The organism is Phycicoccus sp. Root563, from assembly GCF_001427915.1.
Classification (GTDB): domain Bacteria; phylum Actinomycetota; class Actinomycetes; order Actinomycetales; family Dermatophilaceae; genus Pedococcus.
This window is the reverse complement of record NZ_LMGM01000002.1, coordinates 333901-356108: the sequence shown is the minus strand read 5'-3', so window position 1 is coordinate 356108 and position 22208 is coordinate 333901. Positions and strand designations below refer to the sequence as shown.

General features: G+C 72.9%; 21 protein-coding genes. 11 read left to right on the top strand and 10 right to left on the bottom strand.

What is annotated here, in order from left to right:
* Window positions 1-65: 65 nt before the first annotated feature.
* A complete protein-coding gene (gene clpX, locus ASD62_RS18945) occupies window positions 66-1340 on the top strand; it encodes an ATP-dependent Clp protease ATP-binding subunit ClpX (protein ID WP_056917761.1) in 1275 nt (424 codons plus the stop codon).
* Between the two features lie 69 nt (window positions 1341-1409).
* Here the strand turns inward: clpX and ASD62_RS18940 are convergent, their stop codons facing one another.
* The 5 genes from ASD62_RS18940 to ASD62_RS18920 are packed head-to-tail and all read right to left on the bottom strand — an operon-like array spanning window position 1410 to window position 5618.
* Window positions 1410-1988, bottom strand: a complete 579-nt coding sequence (locus ASD62_RS18940; protein ID WP_056917760.1) for a hypothetical protein — start codon at window positions 1986-1988, stop codon at window positions 1410-1412.
* On the bottom strand, window positions 1985-3370 hold the full coding sequence (locus ASD62_RS18935; protein WP_056917759.1) for a DUF58 domain-containing protein: 1386 nt from the start codon (window positions 3368-3370) through the stop codon (window positions 1985-1987). The genes ASD62_RS18940 and ASD62_RS18935 overlap by 4 nt, the downstream gene beginning before the upstream one ends.
* Window positions 3367-4383 carry a MoxR family ATPase gene (locus ASD62_RS18930; RefSeq protein WP_056917758.1) on the bottom strand — a complete coding sequence of 339 codons (1017 nt, stop codon included), beginning with the start codon at window positions 4381-4383 and terminating at the stop codon, window positions 3367-3369. Before ASD62_RS18930 ends, ASD62_RS18935 begins: the two co-directional genes overlap by 4 nt.
* Window positions 4384-4887: a hypothetical protein gene (locus ASD62_RS18925; protein WP_056917757.1), complete on the bottom strand. Its 504-nt coding sequence runs from the start codon at window positions 4885-4887 to the stop codon at window positions 4384-4386. It lies immediately after the preceding gene.
* On the bottom strand, window positions 4884-5618 hold the full coding sequence (locus tag ASD62_RS18920) for a DUF4129 domain-containing protein (protein WP_056917756.1): 735 nt from the start codon (window positions 5616-5618) through the stop codon (window positions 4884-4886). The genes ASD62_RS18925 and ASD62_RS18920 overlap by 4 nt, the downstream gene beginning before the upstream one ends.
* Before the next feature lie 169 nt (window positions 5619-5787).
* On the opposite strand from ASD62_RS18920, the gene ASD62_RS18915 reads away from it, so the two are divergent.
* Genes ASD62_RS18915 through ASD62_RS18905 form a run of 3 tightly spaced genes read left to right on the top strand, consistent with a single transcriptional unit; the run spans window position 5788 to window position 8163 of the window.
* Window positions 5788-6810 (top strand): sigma-70 family RNA polymerase sigma factor, encoded by a 1023-nt coding sequence (locus ASD62_RS18915; protein WP_056917755.1) that lies wholly within the window; start codon window positions 5788-5790, stop codon window positions 6808-6810.
* A gap of 5 nt (window positions 6811-6815) precedes the next feature.
* A complete protein-coding gene (locus tag ASD62_RS18910; protein ID WP_056917754.1) occupies window positions 6816-7406 on the top strand; it encodes a TIGR03086 family metal-binding protein in 591 nt (196 codons plus the stop codon).
* A gap of 55 nt (window positions 7407-7461) precedes the next feature.
* A complete protein-coding gene (locus ASD62_RS18905; protein WP_235529279.1) occupies window positions 7462-8163 on the top strand; it encodes a hypothetical protein in 702 nt (233 codons plus the stop codon).
* Here the strand turns inward: ASD62_RS18905 and valS are convergent.
* The 5 genes from valS to eccD all read right to left on the bottom strand — a co-directional run bounded on the left by valS (window position 8094) and on the right by eccD (window position 15876).
* Complete coding sequence (gene valS / locus ASD62_RS18900) at window positions 8094-10715, bottom strand: valine--tRNA ligase (RefSeq protein ID WP_056917753.1); 2622 nt, start codon at window positions 10713-10715, stop codon at window positions 8094-8096. The two genes, ASD62_RS18905 and valS, sit on opposite strands and share 70 nt — an antisense overlap.
* Before the next feature lie 71 nt (window positions 10716-10786).
* Window positions 10787-12004 (bottom strand): S8 family serine peptidase, encoded by a 1218-nt coding sequence (locus ASD62_RS18895; protein WP_056917752.1) that lies wholly within the window; start codon window positions 12002-12004, stop codon window positions 10787-10789.
* A complete protein-coding gene (gene eccB, locus ASD62_RS18890) occupies window positions 12001-13341 on the bottom strand; it encodes a type VII secretion protein EccB (RefSeq protein ID WP_056917751.1) in 1341 nt (446 codons plus the stop codon). The genes ASD62_RS18895 and eccB overlap by 4 nt, the downstream gene beginning before the upstream one ends.
* A 155-nt stretch (window positions 13342-13496) precedes the next feature.
* On the bottom strand, window positions 13497-14330 hold the full coding sequence (locus ASD62_RS18885; RefSeq protein WP_056917750.1) for a hypothetical protein: 834 nt from the start codon (window positions 14328-14330) through the stop codon (window positions 13497-13499).
* A gap of 202 nt (window positions 14331-14532) precedes the next feature.
* Entirely contained in the window at window positions 14533-15876 is a 1344-nt protein-coding gene (gene eccD / locus ASD62_RS18880) for a type VII secretion integral membrane protein EccD (protein ID WP_162254795.1), read from the bottom strand.
* 216 nt (window positions 15877-16092) lie between these two features.
* Between eccD and ASD62_RS20245 the strand changes: the two genes are divergently transcribed.
* From ASD62_RS20245 to ASD62_RS18850, 7 genes are all read left to right on the top strand, one after another.
* Window positions 16093-16392, top strand: coding sequence for a WXG100 family type VII secretion target (locus tag ASD62_RS20245; protein ID WP_235529278.1), 300 nt, complete (start codon window positions 16093-16095; stop codon window positions 16390-16392).
* Window positions 16393-16395: 3 nt separating this feature from the next.
* On the top strand, window positions 16396-16674 hold the full coding sequence (locus tag ASD62_RS20240; protein WP_235529277.1) for a WXG100 family type VII secretion target: 279 nt from the start codon (window positions 16396-16398) through the stop codon (window positions 16672-16674).
* Between the two features lie 97 nt (window positions 16675-16771).
* The gene (locus tag ASD62_RS18870) at window positions 16772-17407 is read left to right on the top strand and encodes a hypothetical protein (RefSeq protein WP_056917748.1); all 636 of its coding nucleotides are present in this window, start codon (window positions 16772-16774) and stop codon (window positions 17405-17407) included.
* Window positions 17408-17468: 61 nt separating this feature from the next.
* Window positions 17469-18899, top strand: coding sequence for a S8 family serine peptidase (locus ASD62_RS18865; protein WP_056917747.1), 1431 nt, complete (start codon window positions 17469-17471; stop codon window positions 18897-18899).
* Between the two features lies 1 nt (window position 18900).
* Window positions 18901-20481 (top strand): WXG100 family type VII secretion target, encoded by a 1581-nt coding sequence (locus ASD62_RS20235; protein WP_056917746.1) that lies wholly within the window; start codon window positions 18901-18903, stop codon window positions 20479-20481.
* Between the two features lie 27 nt (window positions 20482-20508).
* Complete coding sequence (locus ASD62_RS18855) at window positions 20509-21462, top strand: hypothetical protein (protein ID WP_056917745.1); 954 nt, start codon at window positions 20509-20511, stop codon at window positions 21460-21462.
* Window positions 21459-22205 carry a hypothetical protein gene (locus ASD62_RS18850; RefSeq protein WP_157581641.1) on the top strand — a complete coding sequence of 249 codons (747 nt, stop codon included), beginning with the start codon at window positions 21459-21461 and terminating at the stop codon, window positions 22203-22205. The genes ASD62_RS18855 and ASD62_RS18850 overlap by 4 nt, the downstream gene beginning before the upstream one ends.
* The last annotated feature ends 3 nt before the right edge of the window (window positions 22206-22208 follow it).

Genomic DNA, 22208 nt, shown 5'->3' with positions numbered 1-22208 from the left:
TGTAGCGTCGGACCGTTGCTGCCCGCACTGGGCAGTGTTCGCACGGACAGACCGGAGGACCGCGAGTGGCACGCATGGGAGAGAGCGGCGACCTGCTGAAGTGCTCGTTCTGCGGCAAGAGCCAGAAGCAGGTCAAGAAGCTCATCGCCGGCCCCGGTGTCTACATCTGCGACGAGTGCATCGACCTCTGCAACGAGATCATCGAGGAGGAGCTCGCCGAGTCCTCCGAGCTGGGTCTGGACGAGCTGCCCAAGCCGAGGGAGATCTTCGACTTCCTGGAGAACTACGTCGTGGGACAGGACGTCGCCAAGAAGGCGCTGGCCGTCGCGGTCTACAACCACTACAAGCGCATCCAGGCCAGTGAGGCGACCGCGAAGAAGGACGTCGAGTCGGTCGACATCGCGAAGTCGAACATCCTGCTCATCGGCCCCACCGGGTCCGGCAAGACCTACCTCGCCCAGACCCTGGCCCGCATGCTCAACGTGCCCTTCGCCATCGCCGACGCGACGGCCCTGACCGAGGCCGGCTACGTCGGCGAGGACGTCGAGAACATCCTCCTCAAGCTCATCCAGGCCGCCGACTACGACGTCAAGAAGGCCGAGACGGGCATCATCTACATCGACGAGGTCGACAAGATCGCCCGCAAGAGCGAGAACCCCAGCATCACCCGCGACGTCTCCGGCGAGGGGGTCCAGCAGGCGCTGCTCAAGATCATCGAGGGCACGACCGCCTCGGTCCCGCCACAGGGCGGTCGCAAGCACCCGCACCAGGAGTTCATCCAGATCGACACGACGAACGTGCTGTTCATCGTCGGTGGCGCCTTTGCGGGCCTGGACAAGATCATCGAGGCGCGCTCGGGCACCAAGGGGCTCGGCTTCGGTGCGGCCCTGCACCTCCCGAAGGACGACGCGCAGAGCTTCGCCGACGTCATGCCCGAGGACCTGCTGAAGTACGGGCTCATCCCGGAGTTCATCGGCCGTGTCCCGGTCATCACCGCGCTCGAGGGACTCGACAAGCACGCGCTCGTCAAGATCCTCACCGAGCCCCGGAACGCGCTGGTGAAGCAGTACAAGAAGATGTTCGAGATCGACGGGGTCGAGCTCGAGTTCACCGAGGACGCCCTGACGGCCATCGCCGAGAAGGCCAACGAGCGCCGTACCGGTGCCCGCGGCCTGCGCGCGATCATGGAGGAGGTGCTCATGCCGGTCATGTTCGACGTGCCCAGCGATGACGGCATCGCCCGCGTGGTCGTCACCCGGGAGGTCGTCCAGGACAACGTCCTGCCGACGATCGTCCGCCGCGACGAGGAGCCCAAGCGCGCGCGCAAGCGTTCCGCCTGATCACGAACCACCCGTGAGGGGCCGCCCGGACTGTCCGGGCGGCCCCTCATGTCGTGGGCGGGTCCCCGGTCAGGGGCGCGGGTCGCGCGACAGCAGCCACACGGCCAGGGCGAGGATCGCCACGGCGGCGATCGCGGCATACGTCAGGGAGACCTGGCCGGCGACCACCTCGCGACCGGCCGTGGAGGACAGCGCCCACAGGGGCACGGTGCCCGCGGCGACGACCGCGGTCCGACGGGACCAGCGACGCAGGGATCGTGCCGGGACCGGGGCGCCCGGGGGCAGGCTCGCCGCGAGCGCGGCGGCGAGGTGGACCAGCAGGAGGAGCCACGCGGCGACGAGCAGCAGCAGCCACCCCTGCGTCGTGGCGGGGACGGGGACGGTGCCCACCCAGAACAGGGCCAGGGCGGCGACGAGCGCGGACGCCGCGGCGGACTCCGGGCGCCAGGCGGCCCACGACGCGAGGGCGACGAGCAGGATCGCGGCGGGGAGCAGTCCGTCCGGCGCGGCGACGAGCGTCGTCGCCACCAGTGCCACGGACGCGCCGAGCAGCACGCCGCGGACGGCGGCCTGCGACGCGGAGAGGCCAAGGATGCTGGTGCGGGAACCGGCCCGGGGCTGGTGCGGGGTGCCGGCTGACGCACTCATTGGCTGACCACCCGTGGCGACCGCGAACGTCGCCCGAGGTCGCGCAGCACGAGGTCGAGGGTGCCGGGACCGGCCCAGGGGACGATCGGCACACCCGCCTCACGGGCGCGGGCCATCTCTCGGTTGCGTTCGAGCAGCCGCAACCGCCATGCGAGACGGCTCTCCGCCGGGTGGTCGGCGCTCGTCGCGACGACCTCGGCCAGGCGTTCGAGCGGGATGTCGCCGGTGGCGAGGTGCGCCGGCAGCGTGTCGACCGTGACGACCGAGATGCCGCGTCGCGACAGCCCGACGGCGTGGGCGAGGACGTCGGGGGAGACGGCGGGCGTGAGGATGACGGCGAGGGTCCCGGCCGGGACGTGGTGCCGCAGCTGGGAGCGCAGGCGCTTCTCGTCGCTGACCGTGCCGTCGGCCACGGTGGTGCGCGCGAGGGCGTCGAGCAGGCGGCGCAGGTGGTGCGGTCCGGCCGCCGCCGTGACGGGTGGAAGGTCGCGGGCGCCCAGGACGATGAGGCCCACCCGGTCGCCGGCTCGCAGGTAGTGCTCGGCGATCGCGCCCGCGGCACGGACGGCGTTGTCGAGGCTGCTGCTGGACCCACCGAGACCCTCGCTCTGCCCGAGGTCGTTCATGGCGTCGACGAGCAGGAGGATCTCGCTGTCCTGGTCGGCGTGGGTGGCGGTGACGTGCAGCTCGCCGGTGCGGACCGAGACGGGCCAGTGGACCCGGCGCAGCCGGTCACCGAACCGGAAGGGCCTGACCTGGTCGAGCTCCCCGCCGTCACCGGGGTGGTGGGACCGGTTCTGGCCGACCAGCCCGTCGGGGCGGGGAACAGCGACCCGCGCGGTGAAGCTGTCCGGCAGCGGCACCGTCGGGATGGGCGCCAGCGAGACGGGCTCGGGCTCCCAGCGGAACGCCCCCAGGGGGCTGGTCAGCGCCACCGTGGCCGGACCGAGGGGCCTGCGTCCCCAACGGGTGCTGCGGCAGACCAGGGAGACCGTGGTCGGCTCCGTCCCGTCGGTGGTGGCCGACAGGGAGCGGGACGAAGGGGAGTAGGCGGTGTATGGCGTGGGGAGCAGGGTCAGGCCCACCTCCTCGACGTCCGGGTGCGGCTCCACCGTGGCCCGCCAGGTGGTGGCCTGCCCCTCGCGCAGGAGCGGGTGGCCGACCCGGGCGTGCACGGCGGGGTCGGTCGTCGGCCGCCGCGTGGTGGCCCACAGCGCCACGAGCAGCAGCGGCCCCCCGAGCACCACAGCGTCGGGACGGCGCAGGACGACCCCCGCGGCCACCAGCACCAGGCCGAGAGCCAGGGAGCGGACGTGCGCCGGGGTCGCCCGCCACCGGCCGGCCAGCACCCGGCCGCCGACCCCGGCCCGCAGGTCGCTCACGGGCGCTCGAAGCCCGTCCGGGCCGATCCGGCCACCGTGGCCGACGGTGTCGGCACCGAGGAGAGGACGGCCTCGACGACGCTCGCCGCCGACACGTCGTTCATCCACAGCTCTGGGCGCACGGTGACGCGGTGGTCGAGGCAGGCGTGGGCGACGGCCTTGACGTCCTCGGGGGTGACGTAGTCGCGGCCGCGCAGCACGGCATACGCCCGTGACGTCAGCAGCAGCGCGAGCGAGCCTCGCGGTGAGGCGCCCATGAGCAGGTTCTGGTGGGTGCGGGTCGCGGCGGCGAGGCGCACGCAGTACTGGCCCACGCCCTCGTCGACGGCGACGGTCTCGACGGCCGCCTGCATCTGCAGCAGGCCGGCCGCGTCGGTGACGCGGGTGACCTCCTGGGCCTCCTGCCGGCGGGCCATCCGGCGCTGCAGGACGTCCCACTCCTCGGCGGCCGTGGGGTAGCCGAAGCTGACCCGGAGCAGGAACCGGTCGAGCTGGGCCTCGGGCAACGGGTAGGTGCCCTCGTACTCCACCGGGTTGGCCGTGGCCAGGACGTGGAAGGGGCGCGGGAGGGCGAACGTCTCGCCCTCGACGGTCACCTGCCCCTCCTGCATCGCCTCGAGCAGCGCCGACTGCGTCTTGGGGGGAGTGCGGTTGATCTCGTCGGCAAGCAGCAGCCCGGTGAACAGCGGCCCCTTGCGGAAGGCGAACTCGTGGGTGCGCTGGTCGTAGAGGAACGACCCGGTGAGGTCGCTCGGCAGCAGGTCCGGCGTGAACTGGGCCCGGGCGAAGTCGAGCCCCAGCGCCTGCGCGAACGACCGCGCCGCCAGGGTCTTGCCCAGCCCGGGGAAGTCCTCCATGAGGACGTGGCCACCGGCCAGCACGCCCGCGAGGACGATCTCCAGGCTGCGGCGTTTGCCGACGACGGCACGCTCCACCTCGCTGAGGATGGCTTCGGCACGGGCCGAGACCTGGTCGAGGGTCAGGGTCACCGTTGGGGTCACGGGCTGGGTCACTTAGAGCTCCTCCAGGGTGGTGGTGAACGCCTCGAGGCGCGCGCCGGTCAGGCGCGACGGAGGCGGTTGGGTCAGGTATGCCGTGAGGTCGGGTCCGAGCGCCGCGTGGGCCTCGTCCGGGGCGTCGGCGAGCGAGATCCCCCGGCGCAGGCGCAGCTGGTCGGACGCGAGGGAGGTCAAGGTGTCGTGGAGGTGCTGCGCGGCGACGGGGTCGCTCCCCGAGGTCGTGGCCCGGATGTCGCCGGCGATGCGGGCGATGCGCAGGTCGGTGCCCCGGGCCGGCGTCGTGGAGGTGAACGTGTGCGTCCAGTCGGTCGACCCGCGGGACTGCCAGAGCCACTGCGCCAGCACGGCGATGGCCGCGACGAGGGAGGCGCAGGCGAGCAGCAGCCCGGGGCTGGCCAGGACCGGGACGGCGACCGTGACGGTCCCGACGACCAGCGCCACCACGAGCGCGAGGACGAGCTGGCGGACGGGGCCCAGGGCCACGAGGCGCGCCCTCATCGTCTCCCGCCCGGACCGGCCGACATCGAGGCGCCCGGGCGCTGGCCCTTGGGGACGGCGTTGCGCAGCTCCACCTGGACCTGCTGCAGCGCCTCGCGGGCGCTGGTACGCATCTCCTCGCCCACGGGGTGGGTCGAGAAGCGGGCTTCGCGGTACAGGGCCGCCAGCACGTCGAGCGGGGCACGGTCGACCGACCAGGAGCGCAGGACGGCGGTGACCAGCTCCTCCGAGGTGCGGGTCGTGTCGTCGCGCACGCCGATCGAGCGCGCTGCCGCCTCCAGCGCCACCCAGGCGGCGATCACGGCGTTCGCGGGCGTGCCGGTGGCCAGCAGCTCCTCGCCCTCGCGGGCACCGCGCAGGAGCACCTCGGGGACGACGACGTCGTCGGGGACCTGGGGCTCGGCACCGGTCCGGGTGTCCCACCACTGCCGCAGCTCGCGGACCGCCGCGACCAGGAGGGCCAGGACGATGACGGCGAGGACGATCTTGGCCGCCCAGGTCACGAGCCCCACCAGGAAGGGCTGGTCGGGGCCGGGCAGGACGTTCGAGCTCCGGCGCCCCTCGGACCCTGCGCCGCCGTCCACGCCGTAGTCGATGCCGGGGACCGGGACGGGCGCACGGGTGAGGTCCCGGCGCGCGAAGATGGCCACCGGGCCGGTGGCCGACACCCAGGCAGCGAGCAGGAGCGTCAGCCCGCCCCCGCCCAGCAGCACCCGCCCGCGTCCGGTCACGGTCCACGACCCTAGACAGCGGGGTGGCCCGTCGACGGGTACGGCGACAAATCGAGGGCGATTTGTTACCCGGGCGATGAGTTCTGGTCGGCGTGCGGGTCTGTCCCGGTACGACCCCCCTGTGCCTAAGGTGGGGCGAGCACCGCAGTGGCCGACCAGGAGGATCCCGATGACCCAGCTGAGCGACACCCAAGCCGGCACCGAGGTGCCGCAGACCGAGGCGTTCCCGGCGCTCGCCGACGGCTACCGGCGCGAGCTCACCGCCCACTGCTACCGGATGACCGGGTCGATCCACGACGCCGAGGACCTGGTCCAGGAGACCTACCTCCGCGCGTGGCGCGCCTACGGTGGCTTCGAGGGGAGGTCGTCGGTGCGGACGTGGCTCTACCGCATCGCGACGAACGTCTGCCTCACCGCGCTCGAGGGCAAGGACCGCAGGCCGCTGCCGACGGGGCTGGGGGCCCCGGCCAGCGAGCCCGGCGACGCCCTCGCGTCCTCGAACGAGATCTCCTGGCTGGAGCCGGCGCCGGACCCCATGGTCGCCGGGGAGTCGTGCGACCCGGCGAGCATCGTCGGTCAGCGTGAGAGCATCCGCCTCGCCTTCATCGCCGCCCTCCAGCACCTCCCGGCCCGGCAGCGCGCGGTCCTCATCCTGCGCGACGTCCTGCGCTGGAAGGCCTCCGAGGTGGCAGCAGCCCTCGACACCACCGAGGCCGCCGTGAACAGCGCCCTCCAGCGCGCGCACGCCCAGCTGTCCAAGGCCGACCTCAGCCAGGACACCCTCGACACGACCCTCGACGCCGAGAAGCAGGCGATGCTCGACCGCTACGTGAAGGCGTTCTGGGACAAGGACATCACCGCGATCGTCGGCATGCTCACCGCCGACGCGGTGTGGGAGATGCCTCCGTTCACCGGGTGGTACTCGGGGGCCGAGGCGATCGGCCGGCTCATCGACACCCAGTGCCCCGGCGGGACCAACGACATGCCGATGGTGGCGACGACGGCGAACGGTCAGCCGGCGTTCGGCCTCTACATGCGCCAGCCCGACGGCACGTTCGCCCCGTTCCACCTGCAGGTGCTGACCCTGCGCGGCACGCAGGTGGAGCACGTCGCGGCCTTCTTCGACCTCGAGCTGTTCGCGAAGTTCGGCCTGCCGGCGACGCTGCCGGCCGACCACCTCGTCACCCGCTGACCACCATGTCCTTGCCAGGCTCCTCCCCACCGACCCCGAGCGCCGTCGAGCTGCTGGACCGGGCCGTCGGCTACACCCGCGGCTGCCTGGCCCACGTGACGCCCGAGTCCCTGCACCGGCCGACGCCCTGCGCGCGGTGGTCGTTGCTGGACCTGCTCCTGCACATGGACGACTCGCTGGCAGCGATGGGGGAGGCGGCCCGGTCCTCCTCGTTGGCCCTCGCCCCCGAGCCCGGCCCTGTGGATGCCGGGGCCCTGCTCGTCAGCATCCGGCAGCGGGCCTGCGGGCTCGTCGCCGCCTGGATCCCTCCCGCGGAGCCGATGGTGGTGCTCGGTCCGCTCGAGCTCGCCCGCGAGACGCTCGGTGCGGTCGGGGCGTTGGAGATCACGCTGCACGGCTGGGACGTGGCCACGGCCCTCGGGCTCGACCGGCCCATCCCCCCGACCCTGGCGATGGACCTGTGGCCCTGGGCGAGGGACCACATCACCGACGAAGACCGTCCCAGCCGGTTCGCGCCACCGCCCCAGGTCCCCGACTTCGCACCCCCGGCGACCCTGCTCCTGGCTCAGGCGGGTCGGCGCGCCACCGTGCGCTGAGGTCCGGTCCCCGGGCGTGGTGGACGGGACCGGGCCGAGCGGACAGGATGGGCCCATGGCCATGGGGTACCGGTTGGGCAGCGGCGACGTGGGACCGGTGCAGCAGAGTCCGGTCACCTGCGGGTCGGCCTGTCTCACCGTGGCCCGGATGCTCGTCAACCCCGCCTTCGCGCGGTGGATCACCACGGGCCAGGAGCCGCGGGGTGACGCCCCTGCGGGCGCGACCGAGAAGGAGCGCTTCGCGGCATACGAGCGGGTGGTCATGGCACGCACCAACCGGTTGTTCGCCGGGGGACGCCGACTGAACCTCCCGTGGCCCCGGGCCCTCGGCACGCCCCCGTGGGGCGCCCGCAAGGAGCTGGAGTTCGGGGCCGCCCGCAAGGGCGCGAGCTACGAGCTGCGGGTGGTGCGCCCGCTCACCACCGCCGGGCTCCGCACCGCCCACGCCAGGTTGCTCGAGGTGGTGGCCGAGGGGGAGCCGGCACTGCTCTACATCGGCAGCACCACCCTGCCCCGGCACGTGACCCTCGTGCTGCCGGGTGATGGCGACCGGGTGCTCGACGTCTACGACCCGGCGACCGGGCAGGTCACCCTGCTCGACGAGGACCGGTTCGCAGGCCGGGCCCTGCGCCTGTCGGGCTGGGACGTCCCGTGGGTCGCCGTCCAGCCCGACGGGCTGCGCAGGGTTCAGGCCTTCGGCTTCTCCACCGGGATGAGCTCGGCGTCCCGGACCTCCGGGGTCTCTGCCTCGGCATAGGTCGGCGTCGCCGTGATGCGGCCGGCGGCGCGCAGGTCGGTCTCGGCGAGCTGGACCCGGGCCACCCACTCCGCGGGGCCGGCGAGGACGAGCGAGGCGACCTCGGCACGCATGCCGACCTTGGCCTCGGACTTGGCCTTCCGGACGCCGGCGAGGGCCTCGCCCACCGCGGTGAGGACGGCCGGGTCGCCACCGGCACCGACGGCCACGTCGTCGGTGGTCGGCCACGCCGCACGGTGGACCGAGCCCTCGTGCCACCAGGACCAGACCTCCTCGGTGACGTAGGGGAGGAACGGCGCGAGCAGCCGCAGCAGCACGTCGAGGGCGATGCGCAGAGCAGCGCGGGCCGACGCAGCGGCCTCGTCGCCCTGGCCGCCGTAGGCGCGGTCCTTGACCAGCTCGAGGTAGTCGTCGCAGAACGTCCAGAAGAACGTCTCGGTCGTCTCGAGCGCGCGGGTGTGGTCCCACGACTCGAACCCGGCCGTCGCCTTGCCCACGACGTCACGCAGCTCCGCGAGCATGGCGACGTCGAGCGGGTTCGTCACTGCCGCAGCGAGATTGCCCTCGACCTCCCCGAAGCTCAGGGCGAACTTGGTCGCGTTGAGGACCTTGATCGCCAGGCGCCTGCCGACCTTCATCTGCCCGGTGTCGTAGGCCGCGTCGGCCCCCAGTCGGCCGCTGGCCGCCCAGTAGCGGACCGCGTCGGCCGAGTGCTCCTTGACGACGTCCTCCGGCGTGACGACGTTGCCCTTGGACTTGCTCATCTTCTTGCGGTCGGGATCGAGGATCCAGCCCGAGAGCGCGGCGTTGTGCCACGGCACCGAGTCGAACTCGAGGTGCGAGCGGACCATCGTCGAGAACAGCCAGGTCCGGATGATGTCGTGGCCCTGGGGGCGGACGTCCATGGGGAAGACGTCCGCGAACAGCTCCGGGTCGTCGCGCCAGCGACCGGCGATCTGCGGCGTGAGCGACGACGTCGCCCAGGTGTCCATGATGTCGGGGTCGCCGACGAACCCACCGGGCACGCCACGCTGCGACTCGTCGTACCCCGAGGGCGCCTGCGCCGCCGGGTCGACCGGCAGCTCGTCCTCACAGGGCACCAGGGGCTTGTCGTACACCGGGTCGCCGGCGTCGTCGAGCGGGAACCAGACGGGGATCGGGACGCCGAAGAACCGTTGACGCGAGACGAGCCAGTCGCCGTTGAGACCGCTGACCCAGTTCTCGTACCGGGCGCGCATGAACGCCGGGTGGAACTCGACCTGGCGCCCACGCTCGATGAACTCGGCGTTGAGCTCGCGGTCGCGTCCACCGTTGCGGATGTACCACTGGCGGGAGGTGACGATCTCGAGCGGCTTCTCGCCGCGCTCGTAGAAGTTGGCCTTGCGCTGGGTGGCCTTGGGCTCGCCGTCGAGGTCACCGGACTCGCGCAGCGCGGCCACGATCGCCTCGCGGGCGCTGAAGGTCGTCTTGCCCGCGACGTCGTCGGCGAACAGTGCCTCGCCGGGACCGCCCGCGACCCAGTCGGGGACCTCGGCCTGGATCCGGCCGGAGCGGGTGATGATCGAGCGGGTCGGCAGCTGGAGCTCACGCCACCACAGCACGTCGGTGAGGTCGCCGAAGGTGCAGCACATGGCGATGCCGGCGCCCTTGTCGGGCTCGGCCGCCGGGTGGGCGACGACGGGGATCTCGACCCCGAACAACGGTGACGTGACCGTGGTGCCGAACAGCGCGGCATACCGCTCGTCGTCGGGGTGGGCGATCAGCGCCACCACGGCCGGGATCAGCTCGGGGCGGGTGGTCTCGATGTGGATCGGGCCGTCGGCGCCGTGGAAGGCGACGCGGTGGTAGGCGCCGGGGTAGTCACGGGCCTCGAGCTCGGCCTGGGCCACGGCGGTCTGGAAGGTGACGTCCCACAGGCCGGGAGCCTCGGACTGGTAGGCCTCGCCGCGGGCGAGGTTGCGCAGGAACGCCTGCTGGGCCGTGGCTCGGGAGTGGTCGTCGATGGTGCGGTAGGAGATGTCCCAGTCGAGCGAGAAGCCCATCCGGCGGAACAGGCTCTCGAACGCCTCCTCGTCCTTGACGGTCAGCTCGTCGCACAGCTCGATGAAGTTCTGCCGCGAGATCGGCATCGTGTCGGCGGCCTTGAGGCTCTTGGCGTCACCGCGGTGCGGCGGCTCGAAGTCCGGCGCGTAGGGGAGCGTCGCGTCGCCGCGGACGCCGTAGTAGTTCTGCACGCGCTTCTCGGTGGGCAGGCCGTTGTCGTCCCAGCCGATCGGGTAGAAGACCTCGAACCCGGCCATCCGCTTGTAGCGCGCCATGCAGTCGGTGTGCGTGTAGGAGAACACGTGCCCCATGTGCAGCGAACCCGACGCGGTCGGCGGCGGGGTGTCGATGGAGAAGACCGAGGACCGGCCGCGCTCGTGGGCGGACGCCCGGTCGAACGCGTAGGTGCCCTGCTCGCGCCATACCTGCGACCACGTGTCCTCGAGCCCGTCGATGGAGGGCCGGTCGGGGATGGTGGCAGCGCGGGGCGTGGAGGGTGCGTCGGTCATGGCGTGATCTTCCCATCCCGGCTCGTGCGCTGACCAACCGGTTGCCGCGGGGCAGTGCCCGCCGCGGACCCTCAGGTGGCGGCGCGGCGCCGACCCGGGCGCAGGACGCCACCCAGCGCGAGGGCGACCAGTGCACTGACCCCGAGCAGGGACCACCACGTGGCGGCGGTGCGTTCCGGTGCGCGGGGGTCCGACGCCGGGGTGAGGTCGAGCCGGGTGGCCGGCGCGGCGACCACGGGCGGCCTGGTGGCGCCCGGTGCGACGGGACCGCTGACGCTCCCGTCGGTCAGCGCGGTGAGGGCCTCGTAGGGCTGGATCAGTCCCCAGCCCGCGGAGTCGTCGCGGGTGTCGCGCTGGTCGCGGGAGGCGGTGGCCTCGAGGCGGTGCTTCCACCCGGCCGGCCCCTCGCCCGGGAACCGTTCGGCGAGCATCGCCGCCGCGGCGCTCACGTATGCCGTCGCGAAGCTGGTCGACTCCGCCTCCTCCTCGAGGAGGCAGTCCCCGGCGGCGTAGAACGTGGTGAGGATCCGGGTGCCCGGTGCCGCGACGTCGACGTGGGGTCCGTGGATCGACCCCTCGCCGACCTGGTCCGCGGTGTCGACCGCGGCGACGGCGACGGCCTGGGGGTAGGCCGCGGGGTAGCGGGGCCCGTCGGACTTGTTCTCCGAGACGTTCCGGTTGCCGGCGGAGGCGACGACGAGCGAGCCCTTCTTCGTGGCGTACGCGACGCTGTCCCGCAACCGGCTGTCGTCCGAGGGGGTGCTCATCGAGACGTTGATGACCTTGGCGCCCTGGTCGGCGGCGTACCGGATGCCGGCCGCGATCCGGTCGGGTCGCGGCCCGACCCCGGCGCTGCGGGACTGTTCGTCGTCGGCGTAGAAGACGCGGACCGGCAGGATGCGTGCGTCGGGGGCGAGCCCGATGACCCCGGACCCCTTGACCGGCCGGGCCGCGATCTGCCCGGCGATGGCCGTGCCGTGGCCGACGGCGTCACCGCGGGCCCCGAGGTCAGGCACGAACGACCTGCCACCGACCAGGACCGGTCCGAGGTGGGCGTTCTTCGCCTCCACGCCGGAGTCGACCACGGCCACCGTGACTCCACGGCCGGTGGCCAGGGTCCAGGCGAAGCGCGCGTTGAGGCGTTGCAGTGCCTGCGGCTCCTCGTTGACATAGGTCGTCTTGTCCTTGTCGCAGCTCGCCGCGGCGGCCGGTGCCGCCGAGGTGGCGACCAGCCCCGCACCGCCGAGCAGGCCGGCGACCACGGCGGCGGCCAGCCGGGCGCGGGTCATTTCTTCCCGGTGGTGACGGCCTGCTGGGCCGCCGCCACGCTGAGGGTCGGGCCGGAGCGGAACAGGTCCACCCACGCCTGGGGGACGGGGACGACGTCGGCGGCGGCGTACCCGAGTCGGCCCAGGGTGTCGTCACCGCCGTCGACGCTGTAGGCGGTGGCCGTCGGGTCGACGACGAAGACGGGGCCGCGGTTGACGATGTTGTCGCCGATGGCTCGGACCAGGGCCCCGGACCCGGCAGCCACCTCGGTCACGGTGCCGTCGGTCGCGCGCACGTCCTTCGACGTGCTGAGGGCCGTGGTGGGCAGCGTGCTCGGACCGGACGTGAGCGTCGCGCAGGCCTGCCCGTCGACCGGGGCGGGCAGCTCCTCGGGCCACTGGGACGGCACGATCGACCGGTCGGTGGTCTTGAGGGCGGCGATCTCGGCCGGGGTGACCTGCAGGTCCGCGCCCAGCGCTCGACCGGACCCGATCTGGTAGAGCGCGTAGGCGAACGGTGACAGCAGGGCCAGCTCGCCCGTGGGCGTCACGACGTAGCGGCGGGGCGTCTCGCCCGAGTCCTTGACCGCGAGGACCGAGCCGACGACCGCACCCGGAGGGAGGTCGGGCAGGGCCTTGCCCGCCCCGTCCACCCGGAGGGGGCCGAGGGTCGGGCCCTGAGGGAAGAGGCCGGTCCAGGCTGCGGGCGCGGGCACGGGGGTGGCCGCGTCCAGGCGCAGCTGGCGCAGCACTGCCGCCGCGTCCTTGCCGGAGATCGGGAGCCGGTACCGGCCGGTGACGACGAACAGGCCGTCGGCGGTGCGCACCACCGTGGCGCGGCCCGTGGCCGGCGCGCTGGTGGAGCCCGGTCCGACGACCGTCCTGGTGGCACCGTCCTGGGCCAGGCAGGACACCCACCCGGTCCGCGCCAGCCGAGACGGCGGGGTCAGCGAGTCGGGGGCGCCGAGGATCCCGATGGTCTGGCCGCGCGGGGTGGTCGCGATCTTGTCGTCGTCGACGGTGACCACGGAGAACGAACCGGACGGGATGAGCAGTCGCGCGCTGGTCGTGTTGATGACCGGGTAGAGCGTCTTCTTGACGGCGACGTACCGGGCACCGCTCTTCTTGGCGATGACGAGGTGGTTGTCGTCCCAGCCGGTCGGCAGCGGCGGCTTCAGGGCGCCGGCGACCAGGCCCCCCACCCCGAGCAGGACGGTGACCGCGATCCCGCCGACGATGGCCCGCAGCGGGCGCTGCGGCTCGACCTCACGTCCACCGGGGGCCCCGGCGACGAAGGCGGTGGTCAGCCGACGACGGCTGAAGGCCTGGGCCTCGACCAGATCCTTCTTGGTGGCCACGCCCGTTCCCTGCCTTTCGCGGTGGTTGGTCCGGCTGCGACCACCCTAGGTGCGTGGCCGTGCTGCGTGGGGTCGGGGCCACGAACCCGGCCGGTGTCGGCCCGGACCTGGTGGCCCCGAACCTGGTGGCCGGGCGGGGAGGGACCCCACCCGGGTCAGTGGCGGCGGGCGTACCCCGGGGTGAGCCGCCTGCGGGCGGTGAGCAGCAGGGCACCGCCGAGCAGCAGTCCGCCGGCCAGCGTGGTCATCGAGGGCAGCTCGGCGCCGGTCCTGGCCAGCGCACCCTGGCCGGCGGTGGCGGCCGGCACGGCGGCGTTCTGCTGGGTGTGGGAGCCGAGGGCGTCCAGGTAGGACTGGTCGGCGCACTGCAACCCGGTGCAGTCGCCCGCCCCCACGCTGCCCTCGACGTCGACCGGGGCGGTGCCGAGCGTGCCGGTGGGGGCGCTGGTGCCGCCACCGGTCCCGCCGCCGGTGCCGGTCCCGCCACCGGGAGTGCCCGGCGCGGTGCTCGTCGAGCTGGAGGTCGTGGTCGCAGGCCCGCTGGTGGGGGGCTGCGAGGTCGTCGACGGCTCGGACGTCGTGGACGTGCTGCTCGTCGTGCTCGTGGTGGGCAGCGTCGGCAGGGTCGCCGTGGTGCTCGTCGTCGACGTCACGGTGTCGGTCGGCGGGTCGGTCGGGCCGGGGTCGGTCGTGGTCGTCGTGGTGGTGCTCGTCGTCTCATCGGGGACGGTCGTCGTGGTGGTCTCGCAGAGCTGCGGGAGGATCTCGCAGACCGGCTCCGGCGGGTCGAGCGGCGCGCTGTCGTCGCGGGCGTCGATGCCGCAGGCGGCGGGGCCGGTCCCCGTCAGGTCGACCGAGACGGTCGCGCTGGTGGTCGTCACGCACGGCGTGGCCGTGTCGGCCGAGGCGGACTGCTGGCCCAGGAACATCAGGCCCGATCCGGCGATGACGGCGGTGGTGAGCGCGAGCGAGCGCCAAGTCGATGTCACGGTGTGTCCCCCTGGACGAGTCGAACGTCGTGTGGTCGCCCCGGTGCCGCTGCCCCCCTCATCCCTGGGTGCCGCGCCGGGCCGGTGCGATTCTAGGGGAAATGCCGCGCCACGCGTCAAAATCCCACGAATCCCAACGGATCGCTGCGGGTCTGCTCCGCCCGCGGTGTGGTGCCGCCCGGGAGCGGAGCTGCGGTGCCGTCTAGAACACGTGGGCCGCGGCAGCTGCGAGCGGCAGCAGCGCCACGAGGCAGACGCCGTCGACGGCGTCCGCGACGCGGCCGAGACGGACCCTCGAGCGCGGCGCCACCAGCGCCAGGCCCACGACGACCGCCGCGGCTCCGGCCAGGGCGACACCCAGCAGCGGTCGCCAGGACGGGTGCGCCAGGGCGGCGCTGACCCCGACCACCGACAGGCCGAGGATGCCCACGACCATGGCCACCAGGACGGTGGCGTGGGTGCGGCTGTGGCGGGTGCGCAGCAGGACCGCGGCGAAACCGACGGCACCCAGGACTGGTCCCAGCCAGCCGGTGCGCGCGACGAACGGCGCGGTGAGCAGCGCCACCAGCCCCGCGGCGATCCCGAGGCCGAGCATGAGGTCGTGGCCGGCGACCACCTGGCGGCGGACCGAGCGGCTGTCGACGGCCGGCGCGTCGGCGAAGATCTCCGCGTCCGTGCGAGGCGGGTGGGTCGTCAGCCGGCTCGACGACACGGCGAACCACGGGAACAGGTTCCCCGCGATGACCGCGACGGCGAAGACCACCGCGGCCACGCCGTCCACCGGGAAGCCGGCGTAGGCGACGAGAGCGCCGGCCACGGCCAGGACCAGCCCGACCACGGGGCCGACCAGCACCACCTGACGGTGCTCGCGGACGACGAGCACCCCGAGGGCCCCGACCACGGCCGCGCCGAGTCCGGCGACCATCAGCGGGCGTCCCCACACGGTCCCGTCCAGCGGCACGGCGAAGCCGGCCACGGCGGCATACGCGCTCGCGGCCAGGGCGAGGGCCGCACCGGACACGGACTGGCGGCGGGCCTGGGAGAGGACGGCGGCGGCGATGACGAGCAGGACGGCGACGGCACCGGCCATGCCCACCACGAGCACGCCGTTCGTGCGGGCGGTCACGAGCGCGACGGCGCCCGCGCCGAACAGGGCGACCGCGGCACCGAGGGCCGTCCGCGCGGAGTTCTCGGGCGTCCACGGTGCGAACGAGGACTCCACGAGGTCGGCCACCGCCTCGACCACGTCGTCGTAGACCTTGAGCTCGACGGGGTCACCGGCCGGCTCGAGGGACAGGACGAACCCGTCCTCGACCCCCTGGGCGGCGAGGCTGCGGTCCGGCTCCACGGTGATCCCGTCGTGCCGCACGAGCCGGAACCCCCTGCTGGCCGTGGCGGGATCGAGCTGCCCCAGCTCGCGGGCCAGCTCGGGCACCAGCTCGGCGACGGGTATGCCGCCCGGCAGACCGAGGTCCGCGCGGCGCGTCCCCGCCGTGACCGACAGCCGGATGAGCGACGTGGTGGTGCCAGAACTGCCAGTGCTCACGGTCACGGGCCCCTCCCGGTGACGACGAAATGTCCTTCGGCCCCGGTGGGGCCAGACGCAGCATAAGGGGGAGTTCTCCCCATGTTGCGCTGTTCCAAACGTTGCTAGTCTCTCAAATCGGACCTCGGGGGATGGTGTTTCGGGGTCCGTCCCATGCGCACGCAGCTGGGATCAGCGCGCCCCCAGGGGGGCCAGAAATGGAAGTTGGGAGGCACCATGCTTGCTGCTGGAGATGGCGTACTCAATAAAGGCGCCGGAATCGTCAGCGACTACCGGGGACAGCTCGACAACGAGCTGAAGTCCCTCGAGGGCCGCTTGCAGGGTCTGCAGAGCCAGTGGAAGGGACAGGGAGCGGCCAGCTTCCAGGCCACCTTCACCCGCTGGAAGGAGGACTCCGCCAAGATCATCGCCGCGTTGTCCACGTTCGAGGAGAACCTGCGCACGACGCAGAACACCTTCACCGAGCGCGACGAGAACGCCGCGACCGCCATGAAGAACAAGTACGGGGGTATGTGAGACATGCTTGTCGACCACGGAGGACTGAGCGCGGCTGCCGGCGACATCGCCCAGGGCGCGTCGAAGATCGAGAACAAGCTCAACGACATGGACCAGGCGCTCTCTCCGCTGAAGAGCGAGTGGGACGGTTCTGCCAAGGAGGCCTACACCCAGGCCAAGCAGAAGTGGACCCAGGCCATCACGGACATGAAGCTCGTCCTGGCCGAGATCGGCAGCGCCGTCGAGACCAGCAACGAGGACTACCGGGACGGCGACAAGAAGTCCGCCGGGCTGTTCCAGTAGGAGCCAGTCGCCACGGTCGTGCCGGAGCCCGCAAGGGGTCCGGCACGTGCCGCGACCACTGGCACCAGGTCCACGACTAGACCCAGGGGGGAATCAGATGGCACTGCCCGACGAAGACCGACAGCAGGCGCAGGGGTACCGCTTCACCAACGGCAAGCTCAAGGCCGACTTCGAGATCATCCGCACGCTCGCGAACAACCGGGGTGCGGCGTGGACCGAGCGCGCCACCGGCAGCCGGTCCAAGGTCGTGGGGACGACCCTGGACGCCGACTCCTTCTCCGGCATCGACTCCTGCAAGGAGTTCGGTTCGGTCTACGCCACGGCCAAGCAGATCTACGAGGACACGCTCAAGGGTGTCGAGCAGGACGTCAAGGACTACCAGGAGAAGCTGCTCCAGGTGGCCACGCATCTCGAGGACAAGGACAACCGTGCCGGCGAGGTGTTCGCCACGCTCGCCGCACCCAAGGCGGCCGAGAACCTGCACAGCACCCAGCGCAACACCCGGGCCAACGAGACGCAGGAGGCCAGGGACGCCGAGAAGGTGCAGGAGCAGGCCCGCAAGGACGCCGTCGACGGCGGCACCGGACAGGGCGGCGACCAGGGCACCGGACAGGGCACCGGACAGGGCACGGACCCGGCAGCCGGCCCCCAGCCCGCCACCGGCACGGACAACGTCATGGGTGCCCCGCCGGCGCCCGACGACGGCGACACGGCCGTCCAGGCCTCCCGCTGAGGCCGCGCACCGACCGACCGACCCACCGCTGTCGCACGAGTCCCGAGGAGGGCACCGTCCCGTGAACCGTCCCACCCGATCCGTCGTGCGGACGTCGTTGGTGGCCGTCGTGGCCGCTGCCCTCGTCGCCCTGCCCGGGCTCGCGGGGGCCGGTTCGCGCCTGGCGTCGTCGGCCGAGGCGGCCAACCCGACGCCGTGGTGGCCCGCGGCGATGGGCTTCGACGACCTCGCGGCGGCCGGCGCGAAGGGCAAGGGCGTGACCGTCGCGGTGATCGACGGGACCATCGACCCAAACGCCGCGGACGTCAAGGGCCGCATCGCCTCGGTGTTCACCCCGTGCACGGCACCGGCGACAGCCGCCGACGCCGACGCCGACCACGCGACGGAGATCGCCCAGGTGATCGTCGGCACGGGTGCGCGCTCCGGTGGCACGCCGGGCGTGCGCGGTATCGCCCCCGAGGTCACCCTGCGCCACTACAGCATCGGCACGGGGGAGAAGAACCTCTGCGGCGTGAAGGACGACGGCGACAAGCGCTCACCCCTGCTCATCGCGATGGAGAAGGCGCTCGCCGACGGGGCGAGGATCGTCAACCTCAGCTTCGGCTCGAGCAGCACCAGCGGCGACGAGAAGCGGGCCATCCTGCTCGCCCAGCACGCGGGCGCGATCGTCGTCGCGGCCACCGGTGACGGGGCCGTGAGCTTCCCCGCGGCATACAACGGCGTCGTCGCGGTGAACGCCTGCGACAGCAAGGCGCAGCTGGATCCCCGGGGCGCCAACGACATCGGGTACGGCATCGCGTTCTGCGCCCCCGGGGTCGGCCTCGTCCTGGGCGAGCACCGAGGCGGGACGTGGGTGGCCCAGGGCAAGCTGGTCGACGGGACGTCGTTCGCCGCGCCCCTGGTCGCCGGCGGCCTGGCGGCCTACTGGTCGAAGTACCCCGGGGCGACCGCGGACCAGGTCCTGCAGGCCGCCCTGAAGAACCCGGGCATGAAGCAGGGCACCAGCAACAGCGGCGCGAAGGGGTGGATCGCGGCCTACCGCAGGGTCGGGTCCGGCTTCCCCAAGATCCAGGACTCGACGAGGACGGGCTTCGGCTGGGGGATCTTCGCCCCCGCTGACGCCGTGCGGGTCGACCCGACGTCCTACCCGGACACCAACCCGTTGCTGCGCACCGCGAACGGCCTCGGCCCGACCGCCGAGGAGGTCGCCTCGGGGGTGCTGGCCGACGATGCCACGTCGTCGCCGTCGTCCACCGCCTCGCCGTCCTCGTCGGCGTCCTCGTCCACGTCTTCGTCCACGAGCTCGGCACCGGCAGGTACCTCCGGCAAGGACGGCTCCGCGACCGCGCAGCCGTCGGGTGACGGCGGCGGGGTCCCGGCCTGGGTGTGGGTCGTCGTGCTGGTGGTCGTGCTCGCCGCAGGAACCGCATTCGTCGTCAGTCGCAAGGGGGCCGCCCGTCCGGCGGCCGCACAACCAGGGGAGGGGAGCTGAGATGGGCGCCAAGGAGGCAGAGCTCAGGAAGATCCAGGCGGCCGCGGGCAACATCGCCGGCCAGGCGCAGCACTGGGAGGACGCTGCGGTCGAGATCGACCAGCTCGTGACGAGCATCAAGAACACCAAGAACGACCTGGCGGTGGACTGGGAGGGCGAGGGGGCCAAGGCGGCCTACACCGCCATGGACACGCTGACCGCCCAGCTGACCGCGCACGCCGCTGCGCTGCGCGAGGTCAAGTCCGCGCTGGTGCAGGCCGACACCGCCGTGTCCGCGGCCCAGACCGCGCTGGCGACGGACGTCGAGACGGTGGACACCTCTCCGGACCGCCAGGCGTACATGCGCCAGGAGGGGGTCGACAGCCCCGGACCGGTGGGGAAGAAGTTCGACCAGGGCGCCTACGACGCGGCCGTCGCCGACCGTGAGGCCCAGCGCGAGGCAGCCGCGGACAAGGCTCTCCGGGCCCTCAAGGTCGACATGGCCAGTGCCACGACCACGTTGCCAGTCGACGCCAAGGACGACTACAGCCGCGGCGGGGGCTCGCTGCCCAGTGGTGGCGGCGGGGGCGGCACGCCCAGCGGTGGCGGCAGTGGCGGCGGGTACTCCGGCGGCAACACCGGTGCGACCCCCACGATCTCGAACGCCGGCTGGGTCGGCTCACCGACGGTGACGGGCTACCAGGGGCTCCCCGGCGACCCGATGGTCCCCCAGATCATCCCCGAGGACGGGACGGGCGGTGGCGGCACCGACGGCACCGACGGCACCGGCGGAACCGGCGTGGTCGGCACCGGTTACGACGGGCTCACCAGCGTCGACGGTACGGTGACCGGCTCGGTGCCGGTCGCCGGTGGCCTGCACGGCGCCACCGGCACCAGCGGCCTCGGCGGGTCCGGTTCCGGCTCGGGCGGCCTGGCCGGGACGGCGGGCACGATCGGCATGGTCGCCGGGGGTGCGGGTGGCCTCGGCGGGGCGATCCGCGGCGCCGCGGGGCGCGCCGGCAGCACGCTGTCGGGTGCGGCGAACGCCGCCGGCGGCGCGGCCCGCGGTGCGGGCGCCGGGCGGCTCGGCGGCAGCACCTCGGCGGTGCCCGGTTCCCGGGCCGGGGGCGGCACCAACATCGTCGCGTCGGGCGCCGGCGGTCGTGGCACCGGCATGGTGCCGGGCGGTGGCTCGGGCAGTGCCTCGGGCGCGCGCGGCTCGACCGTGAGCGGCGCCTCCGGGTCGGGCAAGTACGGCGTGCCCCGCCTCGACGGCGCCGGCGCAGGTGGGCGCGCAGGCACCTCCCTGGTGCCCGGCGGTGGTGGCCAGTCCGGCGCGGGCGCCGGTGGTCGCGGCACCTCCGGCGGTCGCTCAGGTGGCTCCGCGGGCTCCGGGACCTCGGGCTCGGGCGGCCGGGCGGGTGTGGCCGCGGGCGCTTCCGGGCGCGGTGGCCAGGGTGGCCAGGGCGTCGTGGGGGCCCACGGCGGCGCGGCCCGCGGCGGCAGCTCCGAGCAGGAGCGCAAGGACCGCGAGCTGCTCACCCACGAGGACGAGGAGAACTGGTACGACGACGCGGAGGCGAGCGACTCCGTCTGGGAGTAGTCCGGCACGTCGGCGAAGGGGGAGAGCATGGCACCGAAGATCAAGGTCGAGATCGCCCAGATGGACCTCATCGGGCAGGTCCTGGACCGCCAGCAGGGGCACATGCAGGGGGTGGGGTCGTTCGTCCGCACCAACTGCAGCGCGAACGGCGCCTTCACCGGCGTCCTCGGGCTGCTCGAGGGCCACTACCGGGGCGCGTACGACGCGGGCTCGCAGGGGATGACCAACGGCGCCACCATCGCCCGCGTCGCCTCAGACAAGACCGCCGCCACCCGCGCCGACTTCATCGCCCGCGACCGGGCCGCCTACGAGCGGATCGCCGCGAAGCAGGGGGTCGACGCGCCGTACGAGGCGCCGCGGGGCGGCACCGTCCGGCCGGGGGTGCCGATCGGACCGGGCGGACGCGGTGGGTCGGGCCCGTTCGGGTTCCTCGACCAGCTCTCGTTCCTCAAGGGCAGCAAGGACGTCGTCAGCACGACGGACACCCTGACCAAGCCGCTGCGCCAGAACCCCAAGGACCTGTGGCGGGTCCACGAGCGCGCCGACGACCTCGCGGACCGCACCGACCTGAAGTACTGGGTGCAGCGTGGCCTGACCAAGCAGGTCAACGCCCTGCGCCAGAAGCTCGACGGGATGTCGCCGACCGAGCGGGGTACCTACCTGCGCAACCGCCAGCGCGACGCGTATGCAGGCGGGCAGGACTGGGCGCGGGACCACGTCCCGGGGCGGCAGGACGAGGACGGGTCACGCAGCCCGGCGGCGGGAGCCCTGAGCAACCCCGACTCCGAGCTGGTGGGCAAGGGCGCCAAGGCGCTGCAGGCGCCCGGGGCCGTGCTTAGCGAGACCCAGGGCGTCCTCGACGCCGGCCACCGCCTCGCCGACACCCTCGGCCAGACCGGCCGCACCGACGACGCCGTCGACGGCCCGGCCAACACCGAGGCGATCCGCTGGGCGACCAAGGACAAGGGGGGCACGTGGTGAGCGTCTACGAGAAGGTCGACCCGTCCGGCTACGACCAGTGCCTGGCCGTCGCACCCGACGACGACTTCATCGAGGAGTTCGAGTCGAGCTGCGGCTTCCTCATCGGCCACCTGCTGGGGTTCTGCCGACAGGCGTTCGGCACCGACCCGTTGGTGGAGCTCGTCAAGCCGCTGTGCGGCGACTGGGGCCTGATGGGTGTCGCCAAGCAGGGCTGGGCGGACGCCGGCCAGATGTGCAAGGGCGTCGGCGAGAACTTCACCGAGCTCGACGTCAACACCGTCGACGTCTGGGACGGCGAGGCCGCGGAGGCCTTCCGTTCGCGGATGGTGCAGCTCGGGCAGAACTACGCCACGTATGCCGAGGGGTGCGACCTCATCGGCGAGCTCACCGGGAGCCTGATCGAGGTGGCCAAGTCCGCGGCTCTCGGCATCGCGACCCTGGTGTCGTTCATCAGCGACATCCTCGAACGGCTCATCATCGAGGCGTCCGTCCCCGTGGTGGGCTGGCTCGTCGGGGCGGCTGACATCGCGATCCACATCAAGAGCTTCTGGGACCGGTTCGACAAGGCCGTCAAGCTGATCCGCCGCGTCCTGGACACCATCGACCGCTTCATCGACGCGATCTACGCGGTCGTCAACATCATGCACGTCATCAAGCTCGCCCTGAACGGCATCTCCGGCGGCCTCGCGGCCTACAACGGGTCCCGGATGGACGAGGCCGCGCAGAACCAGTTCGGGGTGTGAGCG